We start from the raw sequence: 22,716 nt of genomic DNA, 5'->3' as shown, positions 1-22,716 counted from the left end.
GCGTGCTTCGTCATCTCTTCACGCCCTCATGGGTGCTCGGCCGTACGTTTACGCCGGATGTGATGGCTGCCATCGACGCGGCGGTTGCGGCTTCCGAAGCGCGCCACCGGGGCGAGATCCGCTTTGCCGTCGAGGCGGGGCTGGATCTGCCTGAGCTTATGCGCGACGCTACGGCCCGGGAGCGGGCCGTGGAGGTGTTCTCGCGCCTTCGGGTGTGGGACACCGAAGAGAACACCGGCGTGCTGATCTATGTGCAGTGGCTGGACCGCCAGGTGGAGATCGTCGCCGACCGCGGCATTGCCCGGCGCGTGCCCCAGGCCGCCTGGGACGGCGTGTGCCGCACGATGGAGGCGGCCTTTCGAGACGGGCGTTTTGGCGAGGGATCGGTTGAAGCGGTGCGTGCCGTGGGCGATCTGCTCGCGGGGCCTTTCCCGGCCCGGCCCGACAACCCCAACGAACTGCCGGATCGCCCGGTCCTGCTCTGAAACCAAGGCCCGCTGGCGGCGGGTTCAGCTGCTCCCCAGCAGCGGCGTCTGGCCGATGCTGAAGTAGAGCGACGCGCCGTTGCCCACTTCGCCTTCGGCCCACACCTCGCCACCGTGGCGGCGGACGATGCGGGCGACGGTGGCGAGCCCGATCCCCGTGCCGGGGAATTCCCGATCCGAATGCAGGCGCTGGAACGGCCGGAAGAGGTTCTCCCGGTAGCGCATGTCGAAGCCGGCGCCGTTGTCGCGCACCACGAAGGCGTCGACGCCCTCGTGCACCGTGGCTTCGAAGCGGATCTCGGGGTGGTCGACCCGGCCGGTGAACTTCCAGGCGTTGCCCAGCAGGTTTTCGAGCACCGTGCGCATCAGGCTCGGATCGCCCTCGACCTGCAGGTTGGGGGCGATGTCGATGAGGACCTCGCGGGTCGGCTCCTGCTGGCGGAGCTCCTCGCAGATGGACTGGGCGAGCTGGGTGAGGTCCACCGGGCGGCGCTCGAGCTCCTTCCGGCTGACCCGCGACAGGGTGAGCAGGTCGTCGATGAGCTGGCCCATGCGATGCACGGCGGCGCGGACGCGGCGGAGCAGTTCCTTCGCTTCCTCGTCGAGCTTGTCGCCATAGTCGGAGCCGAGAATGGCGCTGTAGCCTTCGATGGCGCGCAGGGGCGCGCGCAAGTCGTGGGACACCGAATAGCTGAAGCTCTCGAGCTCGTTGAGGGCGGCGCTGAGCTGCGATGTGCGCTCGGCCACCCGGCGTTCGAGTTCGGTGTTGAGGCGCTTGATGGCGCGCTCGGCGAACTTGCGCTCGGTGAGATCGGTGCCGACGCCGACGATGTGCGGCTTGCCGTCGAGGATGACCCGGCGGCCCACCACCAGGAAGGGCACGGGCTCGCGGTCGACGCGGCGCAGCATGACCTCGGCCGAGGCTTCGCCGGAGATCAGCGCGGATTCGATGCGGTGGGCCATCACCGGCTCCTGCTCGGGGATGACCAGGGTTTCGGCCTCGGCGTTCTGGAGTTCGGTGTCGGGCAGGCCGGTGAGCTCGGAGACGAAGCGGTTCCACAGCACCAGCCGGCCCTGCTGGTCGAACAGGAAGAAGGGTGCCGGCAGGCTGTCGATCAGGCCGCGGGAGAAGTCGCGCTCGGCCTTGAGTTGTTCCTCGGCGAGCTTGCGGGCGGTGATGTCGCCGATCGAGCCGACGATGCGCACCGCGCGGCCCTCCTGGTTGCGGTGGGCGAGACCGCGGGCCAGCACCCAGTGGAACTTGCCGTCCTTGTCGGCAAGCCGGTATTCGGATTCGAAGTGGTCGGTCTCGCCGCGCAGGTGGGCGACCACGTCGGCCCGGTAGCGGGCGCGGTCGTCCGGGTGGATCAGCTTGAGCCATTCCTCGCCGGTGGTGCGAAGGGTGTCGCTCTTGAGGCCCAGCAGCGACAGCAGGCGCGACGACAGGTACAGGTGGCGGGTGTTCGGGTCCCAGTCCCACAGGCCTTCGTTGGTGCCGCGCTGGGCGAGGACGTAGCGCTCCTTGGTGTCGCGCAGTTGCTCCTCGGCTTCGAGGTAGGCGGTGCGGTCCTCGACGATGCCCACGCCGCCGAAGATCACTTCGCCGCTGGCGTCGAACTCGGGCGCGACCCGGATCGACAGGATATGGACGTCGGTGGACAGCGGGGTGACGAAGGGGCCGTCGTAGGCACCGCGCTGGCCGGTAAGGGCGCGCTGGAGGATCGACAGGATGGCTTCGTCGCCGAGGGAGTGGAGATCGACGCCCTGCAGCTGCTCGGGCGAGGAGTGCAGGATTTCGGCCAGCCGGTTGTTGCAGTAGCTGATCTGCAGGTCGCTGCCGTAGTGGAAGATGCCCACCGGCGCGTTCTCGACCAGCGCCCGGTAGCGGGCCTGCTGCTCGACAACGGCCTGGTGGGCTGCGTGTTCGGCGGCCTGGTCGCGGATCACCAGCACCTCGCCCAGGCTGGCGTCGGCGGTGTCGTGGGGCGTGACGCGGATCGGCGCGCTGCTGTGGGCGATCGGCCGGCTTTCTCCGCGGCGATTGATGAGCCGGGTGTGGCCGTCGGCGTCGTCCTCGATGCGGAAGATCGTGTCGAGGCGCTGGCCCCGGGCTTCGTCCTCGCTCCAGCCGGTGAGCGCCTCGGCCACCGGGTTCATGAGGGTGACGCGGTTCTGCGGATCGGTGGCGATCACCGCCTCGCCAATGCTGCGCAGGGTGACCTGCAGGTATTCGTGGGTGGCGCGTTCGGCGGTGTGGTCGGTGGCGTTGCCGACGATGGCCCGGAGGCTGCCGTCGGGTTTGCGCAGCAGGGTCATCGCGTCGCGCACCCACAGGGCTTCGCCCGCGGCGGTCTCGAGGCGGTATTCGACGGTGATGCCGACCGGCTCGGTGCCCGGCGTCTTGAGCGCGTCGCCGATCTGCGCCCAGACGCGGCCCAGGTCATCGGTGAGTACGCGGCGGGCGAAGTGATGCCAGCCGCCCGGCGCGCACAGTGCGTCGATCGGCGTGCCAAGCCAGCTCTCGGCGCAGTCCGAGATGTAGTCGTAGCACTCGTGGGTGGGGTTGAAGCGGTAGAGCACGTGCCGGACGTCCTTCAGCGCTTCGCGGAACAGCGGGTCGGGATCGGCAGGAAGGGGGCCGGCACCGAATTCGGTAGCGGGGGGCGGTGCAGTGGCGACCAGCGGCTGGATGACTGCGGGGGCAGGGGTGGCCCGGGCGGGGGAGCGCAGGACGAACAACAGGATGGCGGTGAGCCCGATCAGGAAACCGCTTGCGTAGCACGACAGGCTGGCAGGGAGGAGCTGCTCTGCCATGGTCATCAGCACCGTGGCGGCCACCGCGTAGAGTGCCGCCAGCGCGGCCGGATGGGCGCGCAGCAGCGCGCCGCCGGCCTGGCTGGCCGATGGCGAGGTGACGGTTTGCGTGGCGGGCGAGTCGAGCATCGGTTCGCGGCCTGGGTCGGAAATCATGGGACCTTTCCAGTGGGGATTACCGTCATCGCTGTCAGGGCGGGCGTTTCCACGTTGGTGCTTTAAAATCTGTCTTTTTTGATCCGAGAGCCGGTTTCAGCCTTACCATGACTCCTACATGTCCCGAAGTGGACGCCCAATTCATGCGCCTTGCCCTCGATCTTGCCGAGGAGGCTGGCCGCTGCGGCGAAGTGCCGGTCGGCGCCGTGATCGTTGCGCCCGACGGACAGATCGTCGGCCGAGGTTTCAACCAGCCGATCGGACGGCACGACCCGACGGCCCATGCGGAAGTGATGGCCCTGCGCGACGCAGCCGCGACACTGGCGAACTATCGCATGCCGGGCTGCACACTTTACGTCACCCTTGAACCATGTGTCATGTGTGCAGGGGCGATTATGCATGCGCGGATCGCCCGGGTGGTCTTTGGCGCCAGCGACCCCAAAACGGGTGTCGCTGGTAGCGTAATCGATCTTTTCGGTGAGACACGCCTAAACCATCACGCCGAGGTGGCCGGAGGCGTGCTTGCCGACACCTGCGGCGGACTTTTGTCCGGTTTTTTTGCCGCCCGACGCAAGCGGCCGGCGGGAGCGACCCCCTCGTGCTGATCCGAATCCACATCCCCACCCAGACCCTCGACCTCATCGGCGATGACGGCGCCTGCGTCCGCCGCTATCTGGTCTCCACCGCGAAGAACGGCCCGGGCGAGCAGACGGGCAGCCACCGCACGCCCCGTGGGCGGCACGTGGTGCGTGCGAAGATCGGTGCCGGTCAGCCCATCGGTGCGGCCTTCCGCGGGCGCCGCCCGACCGGCGAGGTGTGGACGCCCGAGGTGGGCGCGCAGATGCCCGAGCGGGACTGGATCCTCACCCGCATCCTGTGGCTGTCGGGCAAGGAGCCGGGCGTGAACCGCCTGGGCGACGTGGACACCATGCGCCGTTACATCTACATCCACGGCACGCCGGATACCGAACCGATGGGTGTGCCGCTTTCGATCGGCTGCGTGCGTATGCGCAACCGCGAGGTGGCCGAGCTGTTCGATCTGGTGCCGGCCGGCACGCCCGTGGAGATCCTCGCGTGAGCGCGGCGCTGGCGGTCCGGCTGGGCAGCTGGGGCGAGCTGTCGGCCCAGGCTTCGCCGATCCGCTTCACGGTCTTCGTGGATGAACAGAAGGTGCCGGTCGAGCTGGAGCTGGACGAGTTCGACCCGCTGTCGTGCCACGCGGTGGCGCTGGCGGGCGACGAAGCCGTCGGCACCGGCCGGCTGCTGCCCGATGGCCACATCGGGCGGATGGCGGTGCTGGCCGGCTGGCGCGGTCGGGGTGTGGGCGCGCTGCTGCTGCAGGCGCTGATCGACGAGGCGAAGCGTCGTGGCATGGCGCGGGTGGTGCTCAACGCCCAGACCCACGCGCTGGGCTTTTACGCGCGCTTCGGCTTCGTGCCCGAAGGCGAGGAATACGAAGAAGCCGGCTTGCCCCACCGGACGATGAGCCGCAGCCTTTAAATCGTCTGTTTCAAATAAAACAAATTTAGTTTTAAAAGTAACGCGTCCGGCGGCTTCAGGCTGCGCCCTGCTGGGCCGGTTTGCGTTCGAGATGGGCGCGGAACCACTCGATGGCCAGGGTGGCTGCGGCGTCGAGGGCGCCGGGTTCGCGGAAGAATTCGTCGGTGCCGGCAATCGAGCGCCACGTCTTGCGGCCGCCGATCAGGTCGAAGGCCTGGCGCACGTTGGGCAGGTTCTCGTCGTGGCTGCCGACGATCATCAGGGTCGGGCAGGCGACCTGGCGTAGCGGCGTGATGCCGGCGAGGCCCGGCCGTCCGCCGCGGCACACGAAGGCGCCGATCATCTCGGGCTCGCGGGCGATGGCGCGGATGGCGGCGGCGCTGCCGGTGCCGCTGGCCACTAGGCCGATCGGCAGTTCGACAAGCGGCGGCTGGTGGCGCAGCCATTCAAACAGGGCGTTGATGCGCTGGCCGAGGAGCGGCGTGTTGTAGCGGGTGTCCGGGTCGCGGTTTTCTTCGTAGCGGGTGAGCAGGTCGAAGATCAGCGTCGAGAAACCGGCGTCCTGCAGGCGCTGGGCGAAGTGGGCCTCGCGGGATTCCCGGTGGTTGCCCACGGCGGTCTGGGCGATGACGATCAGCCCGGCGCTGTCCGGCGCGTGGGCCTGGAGCGCTTCCAGCCAGACGGGGCCGGCCGGGATGCTGAGTTCGGTGTGGCGCAGTTTCATCATGGGCGGGACGATCGCATGGGCCCTTGCCGGTGGACAAGGGAATGCGTCACCCGTTCTGGGCGTGGATGTGCACTGGTACACGGCGCGGCCCGAAAGCCCCGCGGAATTCGGCAAAGCGCCCGGCGACCGGCGTGCCGCAGGCCGCACACGCGCCGTGGGCGTCGAGCCGGTAAGCGCCGATGGCGTACCAGTCGCGCTCGATGACCACCTGGCCGCAGCCGGGGCAGTAGGTTGAGCTGCCGTCGGGGTCGTGCACGTTGCCGGTGTAGACGTAACGCAGGCCGGCGTCCCGGGCGATGCGCCGGGCGCGGGTGAGGGTGGCGGGTGGCGTGGCGGGGATCTGGTCGAGCTTGTAGTCCGGGTGGAAGGCGGTGAAGTGGAGCGGCACGTCGGGGCCCAGTTCGGTGGCGATCCACTGGCTGAGCTGGGTGAGCTCGGCGTCGGAATCGTTGAGGCCGGGGATCAAGAGCGTGGTGATCTCGACCCACACGTCGGTGTCGTGGTGGAGCCAGGCGAGGGTGTCGAGCACCGGCGTGAGGTGCGCGCCGCACTGGTGAACATAGAAGTCGTCGGTGAAGGCTTTGAGGTCCACGTTGGCGGCGTCCATCACCGCGAAGAAGTCGCGCCGGGCGTCCGGATGGATGTAGCCGGCGGTGACCGCCACGTTGGCGATGCCTTTTTCATGGCAGGCCACGGCGGTGTCGATGGCGTACTCGGCGAAGATCACCGGGTCGTTGTAGGTGTAGGCCACGCTGCGGCAGTGGTGGCGGGCGGCCGCGGCGGCGATGTCGGCCGGGCCGGCGGAGTCCATCAGCCGGTCCATGTCGCGGCTCTTGGAGATGTCCCAGTTCTGGCAGAACTTGCAGGCCAGGTTGCAGCCGGCGGTGCCGAAGGACAGCACACTGCTGCCCGGGTAGAAGTGGTTGAGGGGCTTCTTCTCGATGGGGTCGATGCAGAAGCCGGAGCTGCGCCCGTAGGTGGTGAGCACCATTTTTCCATCGACCATCTGGCGCACGAAGCAGGCGCCGCGCTGGCCTTCGTGGAGCCGGCAATCCCGCGGGCACAGGTCGCACTGGAGGCGGCCGTCGGGCAGCGGATGCCAGTAGCGGGCGGGATGGTCGGTCATGATCTCACTCCCGGCTGGGTGGCGGCTCGTACCACTTCTGGACCTGATACACCGCGATCATCACGTTGGGCCCCCAGAAATCCACGGGCAGCCGGGCCTTCTGCTTAAGGGCGGCCATGAAGCTGGCCTTGTCGGGCAGCTGATCCCACACCTGGGGCAGGAAGGTGGCCTTCTGGCAGCCGTTGAAGAAGATCACGCCATCGACGCCCGGGCGGATCTGGGCGAGGGCGTCGGCTTCGTCGCGGAATTCGAGGAACTCAGGTGCGCTGAGGAGCGATACCTCGACACGCACCTTGCCGAATTCGTCGGCCGACAGGGGCGGGAAGCGCGGGTCGGAGAAGGCCGCGGCGCGGGCGTTCTCGACCACATCGACACCCAGCGCCCGGTGGGCGTTGAGGCTGCCGATGCAGCCGCGGAGTTCGCCATCGATGGTGAGGGTGACGAAGGTGGCGCCGCGCTGGGCCAGCTGCGGATCGTCGAAGGTTGCCGGGGCAGGTAGGCCGAGGGCGTCGGCGATGGCCTTGCGGGCCTGGCTGAGGAGGACGCGGCCGAGGGGGTTGTCAGTGCTGGGCATGGTTGCGGTCTTCGGCAAAGGCGAGGGAGGCGTAGCCGACCACCCGGTCGCGGTCGCCGGCGGTGTCGCCGGAGTTGCGCAGATCAAGCAGGTGGGGCGCGAGATGATGGCGTTGGGCGGCGATCAGCAGCCCGTTGATGGCACCGGCGCCACAGGCCTGCTCGCCGTCCAGGTGCGGGTCGAGCTGGGCGATCATCGCGATGGTGGCCTTGTCGCGCCACTGGGCCTGGCGGTAGGGGTGGTAGTGAGACAGATCGGAGCTGATGACGATCAGCGTCTCGGGCCCGCCCCACAGGGTTTCGAGCAGCCGCGCGACGAGGTTCGGGTCCACCTGGCCGACGGCGATAGGCAGGATCTCGAAGTGATCGAGGGTGGATTGCAGGAAGGGCAGCTGGACTTCGATGGCGTGCTCTTCGGCGTGGGGGCGGTCATCCACCAGCACGCCGGGCAGCTCGCGGGCGGCGAGCCAGGCGGCGCGGTCGACGGCCACCGCGCCCAGAGGCGTGACGAAGGATTGGGCGGCGGGGACGGCCATCCCGCGCACCGCGACCCGGTGAGTGGGGCAGAGGATCAGCACCCGGCGGATCACGTCGCGGCGCAGGACGAGCTCGGCATAGGCGCTGGCGGCCACCGCGCCGGAGTAGATGTAGCCCGCGTGGGGCACGATGATGGCCTTGGGCGAATGCACGACTTCGGCGGGCATCGCGCTGGCCAGGTAGCCCGAAATCTGGGCGTGAAGACTGTGGGGGTCGGCCGGGTAGAACAGTCCGGCGACGGCCGGCAGACGCTGTGACGCTTGAGCCATGATTTCCTCTTGCCTTGAATGCTGGAGCGAAGCTTGATCCCATTATAGGGAGGTGTGCGCCAACCATGCGATGCCACCGGCGATTCCGGCGCCCACGGCCAGCATCCCGCCCACGACGCGCCGGCCAAGGATGCTGCCGCCAAGGGTGAAGGCGAGGGTCGACTTGAACGCCAGATTGGCCAGCATCGCCAGAAGGATGGCCACGGCGGCGGGGGTAGCGTCGAGCTTGCCCACGCTCAGCAGGCGCAGGGTGGACAGGGTGATGGCGTCCACGTCGGTGAGCCCGGAGACGAAGGCCAGCAGGTAAAGACCGCCGCGCCCGGCGATGTCCGACAGCCAGGCGGCGCACAGCAGCACGCCGGCGTAGAGCAGCCCGAAACCGAGGGCGGCGCGGAGTTCGGTCGGGTTGCGGGTTTCCGGCACCGGCAGCGCGCCCTGACCGGCCAGCTGGCGCCAGTTGAACGCAATCACCACCCCTCCGATCAGAACCGCCAGGCCGCAGCCCACGGCGAGCAGCGGCACCACAGATTGGGACAAGGCCCAGGCGATGCCGAGGATGCGCACCACCATGATGAGGTTGGCGAGGAGGATCACCAGCGTTGCAGTGGGGGCCATTGCCGGGTTCTCCCGGGCGTGGCGGGCGAACACCATCGTGGTGGCGGTGCTCGACACCAGCCCGCCCAGCAGCCCCAGCAGCGGCGCGCCGTAGCGGGCGCCCACGAAGCGCAGCGCCGCATAGCCGGCCAGGCTGACCCCGGCGATCAGCACCACCATCAACCAGACCTGATGGGGGTTGATCGCCTCGTAGGGGCCGAAACCCTGGTTGGGCAGGATGGGCAGCACGATCAGCGACAGCACCGAAAACTGCAGGATCGAGCGCCAGTCCTGGGCGGTGAGCCGGGCCGCGACGCCGCGCAGTTCCGACTTGTAATAGAGCAGCATCGTCGAGCCCACCGCAGCCATCACCGCCAGCCGCCCGTGGCCCAGCCACACCATCGCGCCCAGGCTGTAGCACACCAGCAGCGCGATCACCGAGGTGGTGCCGGGATCGTCGTCGGGCTCGGCCTGGCGGAGGTTGGCGGAGATGATCATCACCGCCACCAGCACGAAGCCGGCGACGATGAAGGCCGGCGTGGTCAGCAGTTCGGCCAGCAGCGCCGACAGGGCGCCGAGCAGGCCAGTAAGGCCGAAGGTGCGCACGCCCGCGCGGGCTGCGGGTCGGCGTTCGCGCTCGAGACCCATCAAGAGGCCGATTGCGGTGGCGAGGGCGAGGGCTTCGAGCTGGCGCGGTTCAAACGGCAGGGAGAACAGCATGGCGACCTCGGCGGGGGCGATGTTTCATTTTGCGGCAGTAATGGCCCGAGCTTAAGCCCGGAATCAAGCTCTGATGCGGTTTTCCGGCGCTGCCGGCCCCGGCCGGGCGGTCGGGTCGGCAGTTGAGGTTAAAATGCCGCGATGCGAACCCAGACCAGCCGTTGTTTCGCCATCGTGCCCGCCGCCGGAAGCGGCAGCCGGATGAAGAGCGAACACCCCAAACAGTATCTTCCCCTGCTCGGCGAACCCCTGATTCGTCACACCCTCGGCGTGCTGTGCGCCTCGCCGGTGATCGACCGGGTTTATGTGGTGCTGTCGGTGGGTGACCAGGAATGGGACCGCCACGACTGGCGTCCGTTCGGCGATCGCCTGGTGCCGCTGTTCTGCGGCGGCGTGTCCCGGGCCGAGAGCGTGCTCAATGGCCTCCGGGCGATCGCCGAACACACCGCCGAATCCGACTGGATCCTGGTGCACGACGCCGCCCGCCCGTGCCTCGCGCCCTGGCACATCGAAACCCTGGTGCATGAGCTCATCCACGACGAGGTGGGCGGCATCCTGGCGGTGCCGGTGGCCGACACCCTGAAGCGCGAGGACAGCACCCACCGCATCGCCGACACCGTCGCGCGGGACGGCCTGTGGCAGGCCCAGACGCCCCAGATGTTCCGTTACGTGATGCTCAAGCGCGCTCTCGAGAGCGCCCGCCACGTGACCGACGAGGCCAGCGCCATCGAGGCCATGGGCCTGCGCCCGCGCCTCGTGCGGGGCGATCCGACCAATCTCAAAGTCACCTATCCCCTCGACCTCCATCTGGCCGAGTGGATCCTCCAGCACCGCGAGGGCAAAGAATGAATGTTCCGTTTCGCATCGGGCAGGGCTTTGATGTCCACGCCCTGGTTCCCGGCCGTCCGCTGATCATCGGCGGCGTGACGATTCCCTACGCCCGCGGCCTGCTTGGCCATTCCGACGCCGACGTGCTGCTGCACACCATCACCGACGCCATCCTCGGCGCTGCTGGCCTCGGCGACATCGGCCGGCATTTCCCCGACACCGACCCGCGTTTTGAGGGCGCCGATTCCCGCGTGCTGCTGCGCGAGGCGGCGGCCGCGGCCCGCGCCGCCGGCTGGCAGACAGTGAACGTGGACGCCACCGTGATCGCCCGGGCACCGAAGATCCTGCCCCATGTGCCGGCGATGATCGCCAACATCGCCGCTGATCTGGGCGTCGATCCGGCGGCGATCAACGTGAAGGGCAAGACCACCGAGAAGCTCGGCTTCACCGGCCGGGGCGAGGGCATCGCGTCCCAGGCGGTGGCGCTGCTCGCCCGAGTGGATGGCTGAAGCCACGCGCCGCGTCTTTCTGGCCCTGTGGCCGGGGGATGACGTGGCGGGGCGCCTGTCCGGTCTCGCCGGGGCGGCCCACAAAACCTGCGGTGGTCGCCAGATGCGCCGCGACACCCTGCACCTGACTTTGGCTTTCCTCGGCGACGTGGCCGAAAGTCGCCTTGCCGCGTTGTGTGCGGCGATGGCGGCGGTGCGGGGCGAGGCGTTTCCGCTGCGCATCGACCGCCTCGGCTACTGGGCTCACAACCATATCGTGTGGGGCGGCTGTTCCTGCAAGCCGCCGCAGCTCCTTCGGCTGGTGGCCGACGTGCGCGAGGCGCTGGCCGGTGCCGGATTTGCCCACGCGGGCGAGGCGGCCTTCGTTCCCCATCTCACCCTGTTGCGCAAGGCCCACCCGTCTGCCGCGCTGCCGGACTTCGCGCCCATCGACTGGCCGGTGGCCGGTTTTGTGCTGGTGGCGTCGACTCTCTCGCCGGAAGGCCCGGCCTACGTGCAGCTGGCTGCCTGGCCGCTGGCGTAAAAAAAGCCGGCGGCTGCCGGCTTCAAATCCTTCAAGCGTTGTTTTTATGCGTTGTGGCGGCGCCGGGCGAGGCCGGCTGCGGCGAGGCCGGCCAGCACCAGGGCAGGAATCGCGGGTTCGGGAACCGTCGAGGCGGCCACGTTGAGGGCCACGATGTCGTTGGCGCACAGCATCGTCCACTGGATGCTGAACGCTTCCGACGGGTTCATGCCCTGCCAGTGGCTGCCAAAGGCATCCACCGGAATCTCCACTTCATAGAACCAGTGGTTGCCACCCAGGATGCCCATGTTGGTGAAGGCATTCGAGATCGCGACGCTGGCGTTGCCCACGTCGGTGCCGCTGGCCACCTTGGTCACGTAGGGCGAGGCTTCAGGCGCAAGCACGCCGGGCGAGCTCCACAGGCCGGTGGACCAGTTTGCGTTGGTGGTGGCGACCACATCGCCGCGCAGCAGGGTGGCGCTGCGGTTGGCGGTGAGGATGCCGAAATCCCAGCTGCCGTTCTTGCCGAAGTCGATGGCGATGTCGCCACGACCGTAGCTGTTGCTGGTGGTGGCGGTGTTGGGGTCGTGACCAGTGACGACGCCCACGTCGAGGTAGGTCTTGCCGTCGGCCTTGGTCTGCCAGGTGACGTAGATGGCTTCGGCGTCGTACGCCTGGCCGCCCCAGCCGGGGCTAAGGAAGCCGCTCATGGCGTCGCTCTGGTCTTCGACGGCGTAGTTGATGCCGGTCTTGGGCGTCCAGCCGGCGGTGGTGCCGTTGTTGGTGATGCCCCAGTCGGTGAAGTTGCCGTCGATCGTCACGCTGGCGGCGGAAGCGGAAAACGGGGCGGCGAGGGCACAGGTGACGGCGAGGCCGGCGAGGAGGTTCTTTCTCATGATGCACACCAAACTGGATGGGATGGCGGCGAGAATAGGTGTGCTGCAGACAATGACTGCGGCACTTCCTCACGGATTACGGGTGGGTTTGGGGCAAAGAACAGGCGGATGCGACGGGTATCACATCCGCCTGAAAGCGCGGTGTTTCCCTCAGGCTGAAAAGCGCGTTCCGGGGTGCGTCACGCCACCGGAGCCAGAGGGAGCACGCGGGGAGGTCAAACGAGCATGCAGTTGCCGAGGTGACCACGCAGGTCGGGTTCGGAGGTTTTGGTGTAATCCTTCTCGAGGCGGTCGGTGACCATCTGGGCGGTGGGGCCATCGAGATTGGCGTTGATCATGCCCATGAACGACGGCGGCGCGACGAGGATCGCGCGGGCGAATTCGTTGCGGCTGCGGCCGAGGTAGAGCTCCTTGGCCAGGGCCTGGGCAAACTGCTTGGCGGCGTTGAGCTTGGGTGGGGTCTGCTGTTCCCGGGCGCCGTGGCCGCTGCCGCTGGCCTGCATCTGGCCGGCGCGATCGGACGACAGTTCGGCATTTTTCATGCGGCTTTCGGGATGGACGAGTTCCTTTACGAGCTTGAGTCCCTGCTTGGGACCGAAGTTTGCATACAGTCGGGCGAGGCTTGCGTTGGCTACCAGAATCCACGTAATGGCCATGAATCACTCTCCACATTGTCGGAAATGCCACAGCGGCCTAGTCACTTTAGACAGCGCCCGGCCAACTAGCAAAGAATTGTTTCGGCAATGCTATTCACCTGATCCGGGCTGCCTTTCGCGGGTCGCTGGCTCCTGGCGGTAATAACGGGAAAGCTGGGCGTAGACGTCCGGATATTCGTGGCGGAGCAGGCCCGGCGTCTCGAAGAAGGCCTCGCTCATCACGGCGAAGAACTCCGAAGGATGATCGGCGCCGTAGGGGTCGAGGGCGGTGTCCTCGCCGTCGTCCACCCGCTGGCAGAAGTCGTCGTAGGCCGGCTGGAAGGCCGCAGCCCAGGCTTCGGGGCTCATGTCGGGGGGCAGGGCAGGGAAACCGTCCACCTCGCCGTTGCCCATGTCGAGCTTGTGGGCGAATTCGTGGATCACCACGTTGATGCCGTCGATGGCGCCCGTATCTTCGGACCACGAAAGGATCACCGGCCCGCCTTCCCAGGCTTCGCCCAGCACTTCGTCGTCGTATTCGTGCACCACGCCGTCTTCGTCGACGATGCTGCGGGGGATCACGAAATCGCCCGGATACACCACGATCCCGACCCAGCCGACGTAGGCGTCGAGGCCGATGTGCAGCACCGGCAGGCAGGCCTGCAGGGCGATGGAGAGGAGCATGTCGTCGGTGACGACGAGGCCCTCGGCGCCGTGGACTTCCTTTTCGGTTAGAAACTCAAGCGCCATCTGGCGCAGCCGGGGGCGCTCGTCGGGCGGCAGGTAGGCGAGGAAGGGCAGGCGGGCTTCGACGCGGTGCCACTGCTCGGGCGGAACCTGCATGCGGCTGGCGGCGCGGCGGCGGCGCCATTTTCGGAAGGCTGAGAACATCGGGGGAAATCGCTGGTCGAAGGGCTGGCTTTCGGCGGGACGGGCGTGCCGCCCGTCACCGCCGGTACGATCAAGATCAAACGCTGCAACGGCAGCCTATAGGATAATGTCGGCATGGTCGCCGTTACGCATTCGATTTCCCAGTCCGCATCCCCATCCTCCGCCCTCGCGCTGCTGAGCGAAGGATTGCTTCCCGAAGACGTCCGCCGGGTTGCCGACGCCCACGAGTGGGCCCAGGCACTGTATGCCGATCGCAGCCTTGGCACCCGCGAACCCGTGTGGCCCCACGCCCTCGGCACGGCGCTCATCGTGGCGTCCCTGCGCCTCGACGCCGACGCGCGGATCGCCGCGCTGTGCTTTGCGGTGGGCGACGTGCTGCTCCATCCCACCGACGAGATCACGCTGCGGTTTGGCGATACCGTCGCGCGGCTGGTGGATGGCCTGCGCCGTCTCAACGGCCTGCGTGTCATCACCCGCATGAACACCTCCACCAGTGCGCCGGAGATCCGCGCCCAGAGCGAGGTGCTGCGCAAGATGCTGCTGGCGATGGTCGAGGACATCCGCGTGGTGCTGCTCCGGGTGGCGTCGCGCACGCAAACCCTGCGCTACTTCACCGATCACCCGGGCGTGATCCGCGAATCCATCGCCCGCGAGAGCCTCGACATCTACGCGCCGCTGGCCAACCGGCTGGGCATCTGGCAGCTCAAGTGGGAGCTGGAGGATCTGTCCTTCCGCTTCCTCGAGCCCGAAACCTACAAGCGTATCGCCAAGATGCTCGACGAGCGGCGGGTGGAGCGCGAGCAGTTCATCGTCGATTCGGTGGCGCGCCTCAAGAACGAGATCGCCGCCATCGGCATCAAGGCCGACGTCTATGGCCGGCCCAAGCACATCTACAGCATCTACAACAAGATGCGCGCCAAGCGGCTGGATTTCTCGCAGATCTTCGACGTGCGCGCCCTACGCGTGCTGGTGGACGAGGTGAAGGACTGCTACGCGGTGCTGGGCATCGTGCATCAGATCTGGACGCCGATCCCCAAGGAGTTCGACGACTACATCTCGATGCCCAAGGGCAACAACTACCAGTCGCTGCATACCGCGGTGTATGCCGCCGACGGCCGCGCGCTCGAGGTGCAGATCCGCACCCACGGCATGCACAACCACGCTGAGCTGGGCGTGGCGGCCCACTGGCGCTACAAGGAAGGCAGCGGCAACGCCACCAACGCCGACTACGACGAGAAGATCGCGCTGCTGCGCAGCCTGCTGTCGTGGCGCGACGAGGTGACCGACGCGGCCGACTGGGTCGAGCAGTTCAAGCGCGCCTCGCTGGACGACACGATCTACGTGCTGACGCCCCAGGGCCGCGTGATCGACATGCCCCGCGGCGCCACGCCCATCGACTTCGCCTACCGGGTGCACACCGATCTGGGCCACCGCTGCCGGGGCGCCAAGGTCAATGGCCAGTTGGTCACCCTCAACACGCCCCTCGAAAACGGCCAGACGGTGGAGATCATGTCCACCAAGGAAGGCGGGCCGTCCCGCGACTGGCTCAATCCCCAGCAGGGCTACGTGGCCACGCCCCGGGCCAAGCAGAAGATCAAGCAGTACTTCAGCGCCCTCGAAGAAGAGGAGATGCTGGTCCGCGGGCGCAGCGTGCTGGTCAAGGAAATCCAGCGCGAGGGCCACGGCCAGGCCAACATTGATGAACTCGCCACGCGCCTGGGCTTCAAGAACGCCGAGGCGCTGTTCATCGCCGCCGGGCGGGGCGAGGTGGGCCCGCGGGCGATCCAGACTGCCCTGCGCGGCGTCGATGCGGACGAAACCGCCGCCGAAGAACCCGAGGTCGTCATCGGCAAGAGTCACGCGGGCGACGCAGGCGACACCATCCTCATCGTTGGCGTCGGCAAGCTGATGACGTCGCTGGGCCGCTGCTGCAAGCCGGCGCCGCCGGACGCGATCCAGGGTTACGTCACCCGTGGCCGCGGCGTGTCGATCCACCGGGTCGAATGCCGCGACTTCCAGTCCCTCGTCAAGCGCCATCCGGAGCGTCTGGTGAGCGCCGAGTGGGGCGGCACCGGCCGCGCCGGCGCCGCCAAGGACGCCGTGTTCCCGGTGGATATCCTTGTTCACGCGATGGACCGTCAGGGCCTCCTGCGCGACATCTCCGAGGTGCTCTCGAAGGAGAAGCTCAACGTGATCGCCGTGAACACCCTCAGCCGCAAGGGCTCGGCGCGGATGCGCTTCACCCTCGAAGTGCAGGGCGTGCAGCAGATCCAGCGGGCGCTCACCCTGATCCGCGAAGTGAAGGGCGTGACCGACGTGGAGCGCGGCTGACCGATGACCGGCAGCACCGGCATGGACCGCCACCACTTCGCGTGGCTGTCGATCGCGGCGGCCATCTCGACCATCGCCTTCAAGGCCTTTGCGTGGTGGATCACCGGTTCGGTCGGGCTGCTGTCGGATGCGCTGGAATCCTTCGTCAATCTGGCCGGCGCGTCGTTTGCGCTGTGGATGATCATCGTCACCCGGGCGCCGGCGGATCGGCGGCACCCTTTCGGCCATGGCAAGGCCGAGTACTTTTCCAGCGGCTTCGAGGGCATCCTGATCCTCGGCGCCTCGGTCGGCATCATCTGGGCCGGCGCTGAAAGGCTGATCCAGCCCAAGGACATCGAATCGCCGGGCTGGGGCCTGGCGTGGTCGGCGGTGGCGACGGCGGTCAATCTGGTGGTCGCCCGGGTGCTCGGGCGGGCCGGCGAGCGCTTCAACTCCATCGCCCTCAAGGCCGATTCGCGCCACCTGATGACCGACGTGTGGACCTCCGTCGGCGTGATCGCCGGCGTGGGGCTGGTAGCCTTAACTGGCTGGCTGATCCTCGACCCGCTGATCGCCATTGCGGTGGGCCTCAACATCACCCGCGAGGCCGTGCGGCTGGTGCGCGAATCCGTCGATGGGCTGATGGACCGCAGCCTCGAACCCGAAGCGCTGGCCCGCGCCGAGGCCGTGCTCGAAGGCTTTCGCGCCCGCGGCGTGAGCTACCGCAATCTGCGCACCCGGCGGGCCGGCGTGTCGGCCTTCGTGCAGCTCACGGTGCTGGTGCCGGGCGAATGGACGGTGCGCGAAGGCCATTCGCTGCTGGACGAAATAGAATCCGCCCTTGCCGGGGTGTTGCCCGGCACCGAGGTGACGACCCACCTCGAACCTCTTCCCTGAATTCAACTGGTTGCGCCTGCATCATGATTTTCGTGTTGTCCCCCGCCAAGGCCCTCGATTACGAGTCGCCCCTCGCCACGCCCCGTCACACCCAGCCCGATTACCTCGACGCCGCCGCCGAGCTGATCGCCGGCCTGCGCGAGCTTTCCCACGCCCAGGTGGCCGAGTTGATGAGCCTGTCGGATCAGCTCGCCGCCCTCAACGTGGCCCGCTACGCCGAGTGGTCGCGCCCGTTCTCGGCCGACAACGCCCGCCCGGCGGTGCTCGCCTTCAATGGCGACGTGTACGACGGCCTCGACGCCCGCACCCTCACCGAGGCCCAGCTCGATTACGCCCAGCGCCACCTGCGCATCCTCTCCGGCTTGTACGGTCTGCTGCGTCCCCTGGATCTGATGCAGGCCTACCGCCTCGAGATGGGCACCCGCTTCAAGAACCCCCGTGGCAAGGATCTGTACGCCTTCTGGGGCATGACCCAGACCGACGCCCTCAACCGCCTGCTGGCCGCCGAGGCCGACGCCGGCCGCGAGCCGGTGCTGGTCAATCTGGCCTCCGAGGAATACTTCAAGTCGGTCAAGCCGGCCAAGCTCAAGGGGCGGCTCCTCAACGTGGCGTTTGAAGACTGGAAGGGCGGGCGCTACAAGATCATCAGCTTCTACGCCAAGCGTGCCCGCGGCCTGATGGCTCGCCACGCCATCACCCACGGCGTCGAGGCGGTCGAGCAGCTCAAGGATTTCAACAGCGACGGCTACGCCTTCGCACCGGAAGCCTCCGACGAAGGCCACTGGGTCTTCCGTCGGCGGCTCGACTAAAAGGGGGCAGGGCAGATGGCATCTCCCGAAAAAGCGGCCGCGCTGGCCCGCATGAAGCTCCTCGCCACCGGGCTGCTGGTGGCCGTCACGGTGCTGTTCGTCTTCGCCCGCCGCGAGGGGCTGCCCTGGCTCGCGGCGTTTGCCGAGGCGGCGATGATCGGCGCGCTGGCCGACTGGTTCGCCGTGGTGGCGCTGTTCCGCCGGCCCCTGGGCCTGCCGATTCCCCACACGGCGATCCTGCCGCGCAACAAGGCACGGCTGGCCGACAACCTGGCGGTGTTCATCCGCGACAAGTTCCTCGACACGCAATCGCTGGTCAGCCGCCTGCGCGCGGCGAACCCGGCCGAGCGCATCGCCGCGTGGCTGCAGGACGAGCGCAACGCCCGCCTGCTGGCCGATCGGCTGGCGGTGGTGGCGGTGCAATCGCTTGATTTCATGGACGACCGGCGGGTGCGTCGGCTGGTGCTCCACGCCCTGCGCCGCCGCGCGGGCGATCTCGATCTGGCCGGCACCGTGGGTCGCGTCCTCAACCTGCTCACCGAAGACCGCCGCCATCAGGGCCTGCTCGACGACGGCCTCTCCAAGCTGGCCGACTGGCTCGGCCAGCCCGGCGTGCAGCAGGGTTTTGCGGGCATGATCGTGGATGTGGCGAACAAGGAATACCCGAAGATCGTCGCCATGCTCGGCCTCGTCGGCATCAACCCTGCCGAGCTGGGCGAGAAGGTCGCCAACGGTATCGTCACCGGCGTGAATGGCCTGCTCGCCGAAGTCGCCAACGACCCGAACCACCCGCGCCGCGCGGCCTTTGACGAAGTCATCCACCGCTACATCGAGCGCCTCCAGCACGACGAGGGCTTCCGCGCCCGCATCGAGCAGGCCAAGCGGGATTTCCTCGCTCATCCCGGCGTCGGCACCTACCTGCAAGGCCTGTGGGAAGACCTGCGCGGCTGGCTGGCGAGCGATCTCGGCAAGCCGGATTCCCGCGTGCGCCGCAAGATCGCCTCGGCCGCCAGCGCCATCGGCGCCAGCCTCGCCACCAATCCGGCCCTGCGGGATTCGGTCAATGAGCACATCGAGCAGAGCGTCGAGGCCCTGGCGCCCGAGCTGCGCGAAGGGCTGTCGCGCCACATTGCCGGCACCGTGCGGGCGTGGAACGATGAAGATCTGGTGCGCGAGATCGAGCAGAGCGTCGGCCGCGACCTGCAGTTCATCCGGCTCAACGGCACACTCGTCGGCGGCCTGATCGGCCTCGTGCTGTACGCCGTCACCCATCTCATCACCTGATTTCCGCCCCGCCATGACCCTCCGCATCAGCAGCAATTTCGACGCCGGCGCCATCGAGGTGCTGTCCATCGAGCGCCCCGACAACATCCGCCTGCGCCTGCGGGCCGACCAGGGCGTGGGGGGCGATTCCACCTTCCGCCAGTGGTTCCACTTCCGGCTCCACGGCGCGGCCGGGCAGGACGTGCGCCTCGTCTTCGAGAACGCTGCCGACGCGGCCTATCCCGACGGCTGGCCCGGCTACCGCTGCGTGGCTTCCTACGACCGCCGCCACTGGTTCCGCATCGCCGGCACGCGCTATGAGAACGGCCAACTCATCGTCGAGCACCGGCCCGAGCGCAACAGCATCTACTACGCCTACTTCGAGCCGTACTCCCACGAACGTCACCTGGACCTGCTGGGCCGCGTCGAGATGTCGGCCTTTGCGTCGGTCGGCAATCTGGGCGCGACGGTCGATGGGCGCGACCTCGATCTCGTCACCGTCGGCCGCGCCGGCCCGGGCAAGCTGCCTGTGTGGATCATCGCCCGCCAGCATCCGGGCGAAAGCATGGCCGAGTGGTTTGTTGAAGGCCTGCTCGAACGCCTGCTGGACAGCGCCGATCCGGTGGCCCGGCGCATCCGCGAGAAGGCGGTGCTGTACGTTGTCCCCAACATGAATCCGGACGGCGCGATCCGCGGCAACCTGCGCACCAACGCCGCTGGCGCCAACCTCAACCGCGAATGGCGCGACCCGAGCGCCATGCGCAGCCCGGAAGTGCTGGCCGTGCGCGACGCGATGGAAGCGAGCGGGGTCGAGCTCTTCCTCGACATCCACGGCGACGAGGCGCTGCCGTACGTGTTCTTCTCCACCGCCGAGGAAGTGCCGGGCTTTTCCGATGCCCAGCGCGCCCGTCAGGCCCGCTTCGTCGAAGTCTTCCAGGCCGCCAGCCCGGATTTCCAGACCGAGCACGGCTATCTCGCGGGGCGTTTCCAGGACGAACTGCTGACCCTCGCCTCCAAGTGGGTCGCCCATCGTTTCGGCTGCGTGTCGATCACTCTCGAGATGCCCTTCAAGGACAACGCCAACCTGCCCGATGGTGTCACCGGCTGGAACGGCGAGCGGAGCAAGCGCCTCGGCGCCGCGATGCTCAACCCGATCCTGGCCCATCTCACCGGCTGAAGGCCTGCTACCGCGGGCGCCTGCAGAGGGCGCGATTTAAAGGACAGACAGATCGGGTCGTTATTGGACGAGTGTTCAACTTGTTCAATGGGAGCCACGATCGTGACCGCAGGTAATGGAACCCCGTGTTCCGCTGGCTATCAGCTGAAGGCTGTATGGCCTTGGTTGTTGTTGGGTGGGTGGCTTGCCGTCTCTGCTGCCCAGCTCTGGTCGATGCAGGTCGAGGCCGTTCTGCGTGGCGACATCTGCAGCGCAGTGCAGCAGCCCCCGTGGGGTGGCCGATCATGACCGCCCACGACTCGCGGCCGTCCGTCGACGGCCTGTCTTCCTTCCGCGCCCGCGCCGATAACCTGCTGGTCGGCGCCCTGGGCGTGCATCTGCTGCTATGCCTCGGCGTTGCCGCCTACTTTGGTGAATGGGGCGCCGTGCTGGGGGTGGGTGTGCCGGCTTTCCTGGTGCCGCTCCTGATCAGCCGCGGCGCTCAGGGCAGGCTGGTGACGCGGATCGCCGTCGCGTGCTCGGCCATGATCTTCTCGGCGCTGCTCATCCACCAGACCCGTGGCACCATCGAAGCCCATTTCGGCATCTTCGCGCTCCTGGCGTTTCTGGTGCTTTACTGCGACTGGCGGCCGTTGATCGCGGCGGCAGGCCTCATCGCCGTCCATCACCTCAGCTTTGCCTGGCTGCAGGCAACCGGCGCCGGAGTCTACGTATTCCCCCAGGTGGATGGGATCGGACGGGTGCTAGTCCATGCGGCTTACGTGGTCGTCGAGACCGGGTTGCTGTGCTACATCGCCGGGCTGCTGCGTGGCATGGTGCTCGACGGCGTGGTGGTTTCCGACTTTGCCCAACGGGTTTCCGCAGGGCGGCTGGATTACACCTTCGACAAGTCGACCATCGAATCCCGCCCGCTGCTGCAAGCCGTGGCGCGGATGCAGGACGAACTGCGGCGCACCCTTGCCGAGGCGCGGGGTACGGCAGATAGCCTTCAGGCGCTGGCTGCGCGACTCACCGCGGCATCGGTCGGCATCGCCGAGGGTGTCGGCGACCAGAACAATTCCACCAGCGCGATGGCTGCGGCGGTGCAGGAGATGACCGCCTCGATCAACCAGATCGCCGACAGTGCCACCGAGGCCCGCCGGCTGGCGTCCGATTCCAGTCAGGCCGCCGTCGAGGGCAGTCAGGTCGTGAAGGCAGCGGTTGGGGAGATGTCGGGCATCGCCGGGGTGATCGGCACCGCCGTGGAGCGGGTCGAGGCCCTTGGGCGCGAGTCCGAAAGGGCGTCGGAAGTCGTGACGATCATCAAGGGCATCGCCGATCAGACCAACCTGCTGGCGCTCAATGCCGCCATCGAGGCGGCCCGGGCTGGCGAGCTTGGCCGTGGCTTTGCGGTGGTGGCCGACGAAGTGCGCAAGCTCGCGGAGCGCACCACCACCGCGACCGACGAGATCGGCCGGATGATGAACGACATGCGCGGCGCCAAGGAATCGGTGCTCGGCTGCATCGAGAGCGCAGTGGGCAGGGTGAATGCCGGTGTGAGCCATGCCGGCAAGGCCGGCGAATCGATCGATCTCATTACCGGTCGCGCCGATGGTGTGGGCGACATCGTCGGCCGGATCTCCGACTCGCTGGCCGAGCAGAGCGTCGCGGCCCAGGAAATCTCCCGTCACGTGGAACTGATCTCCCGGATGGCCGATCGCTCGGCGGTGGCCACCCACGCCATCTCTGGCGAGGCGCAGGCGTTGTCCCAAAGTGCCGAGGGGCTGCGGACGGCGCTCAACCGGTTCCACATCTGATGTGGGCTGAAGGTGCGGCCGCGGGTGACGGAAAAAAGTCCGAAATTATTTTGAAATCGTGTCATCCACCGGTCGATACGCCGCGTTAAGGGATCACAGGCGAGAGATCGCCGGATTTAACAGGAGAAGTCGATGGGCAGTTATTGCAACGAGTCCTACGCAGAGTTTCTGGATTCCCTCAAGGCCGCTGGTGTCGTCATCAGCAACGAAAGTGAAGTGCGTGAGCGTCTGGCGGAATGCCAGCGCTGGAGGACGGCTTTCATGACCCTGGCCGCCAACGGCCGGCAGCTTGGCATCGAGTTTTCGGTGGCAGGCGAGGGTGGTGATCCCCACGCTGTGCAGCGCGTGATGGCTCAGCATGCTTTCCCGGCCGAAAAGGAAGCCGCCTTCCTGGCCCAGCTGACCGCCCAGCGCTGAGCGCAGCAGACCGGTCCGGCGCCTGCCGGATCTGGTGACAGCATCTGGCCGATGCCCCCTTCACCCAGCGGTGAAGGGGGCATCGGCTTTTATGCGCCCTGAAAACGTGCCCGCCGAAAGCCTGCCGGTGGGGATGCCCCGTTGCGCCTGGGCTGCGGTGCCGTGACAGGGTGCGCAGCCGGGGGCGGGCGGGATTAAAGTTTTCCGGCGCTGCGTCGTCAATACGAGGACGATATTCTCTAAGGACCACAGCCCTGAACACCCAGTCCCCGGCCCCTTCTTCCG

At 67.7% G+C, this 22,716-nt stretch carries 23 protein-coding genes; 14 read left to right on the top strand and 9 right to left on the bottom strand.

Annotation, left to right across the window (positions count from 1 at the left end; genetic code table 11):
* The first annotated feature begins 2 nt into the window (after window positions 1-2).
* Complete coding sequence (locus tag GH681_RS00365; protein ID WP_228111722.1) at window positions 3-485, top strand: TPM domain-containing protein; 483 nt, start codon at window positions 3-5, stop codon at window positions 483-485.
* Window positions 486-509: 24 nt separating this feature from the next.
* Here GH681_RS00365 and GH681_RS00360 read toward each other — a convergent pair whose 3' ends face one another.
* Window positions 510-3,455 (bottom strand): PAS domain S-box protein, encoded by a 2,946-nt coding sequence (locus GH681_RS00360; protein WP_153159477.1) that lies wholly within the window; start codon window positions 3,453-3,455, stop codon window positions 510-512.
* A 107-nt stretch (window positions 3,456-3,562) separates the two neighbouring features.
* Between GH681_RS00360 and tadA the strand changes: the two genes are divergently transcribed.
* The 3 genes from tadA to GH681_RS00345 are packed head-to-tail and all read left to right on the top strand — an operon-like array spanning window position 3,563 to window position 4,955.
* Window positions 3,563-4,060 carry a tRNA adenosine(34) deaminase TadA gene (gene tadA, locus GH681_RS00355; RefSeq protein WP_153159476.1) on the top strand — a complete coding sequence of 166 codons (498 nt, stop codon included), beginning with the start codon at window positions 3,563-3,565 and terminating at the stop codon, window positions 4,058-4,060.
* Window positions 4,054-4,533, top strand: coding sequence for a L,D-transpeptidase (locus GH681_RS00350; protein ID WP_153159475.1), 480 nt, complete (start codon window positions 4,054-4,056; stop codon window positions 4,531-4,533). The genes tadA and GH681_RS00350 overlap by 7 nt, the downstream gene beginning before the upstream one ends.
* Window positions 4,530-4,955, top strand: coding sequence for a GNAT family N-acetyltransferase (locus tag GH681_RS00345; RefSeq protein ID WP_228111721.1), 426 nt, complete (start codon window positions 4,530-4,532; stop codon window positions 4,953-4,955). The genes GH681_RS00350 and GH681_RS00345 overlap by 4 nt, the downstream gene beginning before the upstream one ends.
* 55 nt (window positions 4,956-5,010) lie before the next feature.
* Here the strand turns inward: GH681_RS00345 and GH681_RS00340 are convergent, their stop codons facing one another.
* Genes GH681_RS00340 through GH681_RS00320 form a run of 5 tightly spaced genes read right to left on the bottom strand, consistent with a single transcriptional unit; the run spans window position 5,011 to window position 9,501 of the window.
* On the bottom strand, window positions 5,011-5,682 hold the full coding sequence (locus tag GH681_RS00340) for a dienelactone hydrolase family protein (RefSeq protein WP_153159474.1): 672 nt from the start codon (window positions 5,680-5,682) through the stop codon (window positions 5,011-5,013).
* Window positions 5,683-5,728: 46 nt separating this feature from the next.
* Complete coding sequence (gene amrS / locus GH681_RS00335; RefSeq protein ID WP_153159473.1) at window positions 5,729-6,808, bottom strand: AmmeMemoRadiSam system radical SAM enzyme; 1,080 nt, start codon at window positions 6,806-6,808, stop codon at window positions 5,729-5,731.
* Between the two features lie 4 nt (window positions 6,809-6,812).
* Window positions 6,813-7,382 (bottom strand): AmmeMemoRadiSam system protein A, encoded by a 570-nt coding sequence (amrA, locus tag GH681_RS00330; protein ID WP_153159472.1) that lies wholly within the window; start codon window positions 7,380-7,382, stop codon window positions 6,813-6,815.
* Complete coding sequence (gene amrB, locus GH681_RS00325) at window positions 7,369-8,187, bottom strand: AmmeMemoRadiSam system protein B (RefSeq protein WP_153159471.1); 819 nt, start codon at window positions 8,185-8,187, stop codon at window positions 7,369-7,371. The genes amrA and amrB overlap by 14 nt, the downstream gene beginning before the upstream one ends.
* A 42-nt stretch (window positions 8,188-8,229) precedes the next feature.
* Window positions 8,230-9,501 (bottom strand): MgtC/SapB family protein, encoded by a 1,272-nt coding sequence (locus GH681_RS00320; protein WP_153159470.1) that lies wholly within the window; start codon window positions 9,499-9,501, stop codon window positions 8,230-8,232.
* 141 nt (window positions 9,502-9,642) lie between these two features.
* On the opposite strand from GH681_RS00320, the gene ispD reads away from it, so the two are divergent.
* The 3 genes from ispD to thpR are packed head-to-tail and all read left to right on the top strand — an operon-like array spanning window position 9,643 to window position 11,361.
* Window positions 9,643-10,350, top strand: a complete 708-nt coding sequence (ispD, locus tag GH681_RS00315) for a 2-C-methyl-D-erythritol 4-phosphate cytidylyltransferase (protein ID WP_153159469.1) — start codon at window positions 9,643-9,645, stop codon at window positions 10,348-10,350.
* Window positions 10,347-10,838, top strand: a complete 492-nt coding sequence (gene ispF, locus GH681_RS00310; RefSeq protein WP_153159468.1) for a 2-C-methyl-D-erythritol 2,4-cyclodiphosphate synthase — start codon at window positions 10,347-10,349, stop codon at window positions 10,836-10,838. The genes ispD and ispF overlap by 4 nt, the downstream gene beginning before the upstream one ends.
* On the top strand, window positions 10,831-11,361 hold the full coding sequence (gene thpR, locus GH681_RS00305) for an RNA 2',3'-cyclic phosphodiesterase (RefSeq protein ID WP_153159467.1): 531 nt from the start codon (window positions 10,831-10,833) through the stop codon (window positions 11,359-11,361). Before ispF ends, thpR begins: the two co-directional genes overlap by 8 nt.
* 44 nt (window positions 11,362-11,405) lie before the next feature.
* Here the strand turns inward: thpR and GH681_RS00300 are convergent, their stop codons facing one another.
* From GH681_RS00300 to GH681_RS00290, 3 genes are all read right to left on the bottom strand, one after another.
* Window positions 11,406-12,236, bottom strand: a complete 831-nt coding sequence (locus GH681_RS00300) for a PEP-CTERM sorting domain-containing protein (protein ID WP_153159466.1) — start codon at window positions 12,234-12,236, stop codon at window positions 11,406-11,408.
* A gap of 215 nt (window positions 12,237-12,451) precedes the next feature.
* Complete coding sequence (locus tag GH681_RS00295) at window positions 12,452-12,892, bottom strand: host attachment protein (protein ID WP_153159465.1); 441 nt, start codon at window positions 12,890-12,892, stop codon at window positions 12,452-12,454.
* A 90-nt stretch (window positions 12,893-12,982) separates the two neighbouring features.
* On the bottom strand, window positions 12,983-13,762 hold the full coding sequence (locus GH681_RS00290) for a zinc-dependent peptidase (RefSeq protein ID WP_153159464.1): 780 nt from the start codon (window positions 13,760-13,762) through the stop codon (window positions 12,983-12,985).
* 114 nt (window positions 13,763-13,876) lie between these two features.
* Here GH681_RS00290 and GH681_RS00285 point away from each other — a divergent pair, with 114 nt between their 5' ends.
* From GH681_RS00285 to GH681_RS00255, 7 genes are all read left to right on the top strand, one after another.
* Entirely contained in the window at window positions 13,877-16,093 is a 2,217-nt protein-coding gene (locus GH681_RS00285) for a bifunctional (p)ppGpp synthetase/guanosine-3',5'-bis(diphosphate) 3'-pyrophosphohydrolase (protein WP_153159463.1), read from the top strand.
* Between the two features lie 3 nt (window positions 16,094-16,096).
* Window positions 16,097-16,969, top strand: a complete 873-nt coding sequence (locus GH681_RS00280) for a cation diffusion facilitator family transporter (RefSeq protein WP_153159462.1) — start codon at window positions 16,097-16,099, stop codon at window positions 16,967-16,969.
* Between the two features lie 23 nt (window positions 16,970-16,992).
* Window positions 16,993-17,778: a peroxide stress protein YaaA gene (gene yaaA / locus GH681_RS00275; protein ID WP_153159461.1), complete on the top strand. Its 786-nt coding sequence runs from the start codon at window positions 16,993-16,995 to the stop codon at window positions 17,776-17,778.
* Window positions 17,779-17,793: 15 nt separating this feature from the next.
* Entirely contained in the window at window positions 17,794-19,062 is a 1,269-nt protein-coding gene (locus GH681_RS00270) for a DUF445 domain-containing protein (protein WP_153159460.1), read from the top strand.
* 13 nt (window positions 19,063-19,075) lie between these two features.
* Complete coding sequence (locus GH681_RS00265) at window positions 19,076-20,218, top strand: M14-type cytosolic carboxypeptidase (RefSeq protein ID WP_153159459.1); 1,143 nt, start codon at window positions 19,076-19,078, stop codon at window positions 20,216-20,218.
* Between the two features lie 284 nt (window positions 20,219-20,502).
* On the top strand, window positions 20,503-22,014 hold the full coding sequence (locus GH681_RS23265; protein WP_194271089.1) for a methyl-accepting chemotaxis protein: 1,512 nt from the start codon (window positions 20,503-20,505) through the stop codon (window positions 22,012-22,014).
* Between the two features lie 132 nt (window positions 22,015-22,146).
* A complete protein-coding gene (locus GH681_RS00255) occupies window positions 22,147-22,431 on the top strand; it encodes a hypothetical protein (RefSeq protein ID WP_153159458.1) in 285 nt (94 codons plus the stop codon).
* Window positions 22,432-22,716: the final 285 nt, after the last annotated feature.

Origin of the sequence: Zoogloea sp. 1C4, assembly GCF_009469605.1 — a bacterium.
Lineage (GTDB): Bacteria > Pseudomonadota > Gammaproteobacteria > Burkholderiales > Rhodocyclaceae > Zoogloea > Zoogloea oryzae.
This window is presented reverse-complemented; position numbering and strand designations above follow the sequence as displayed.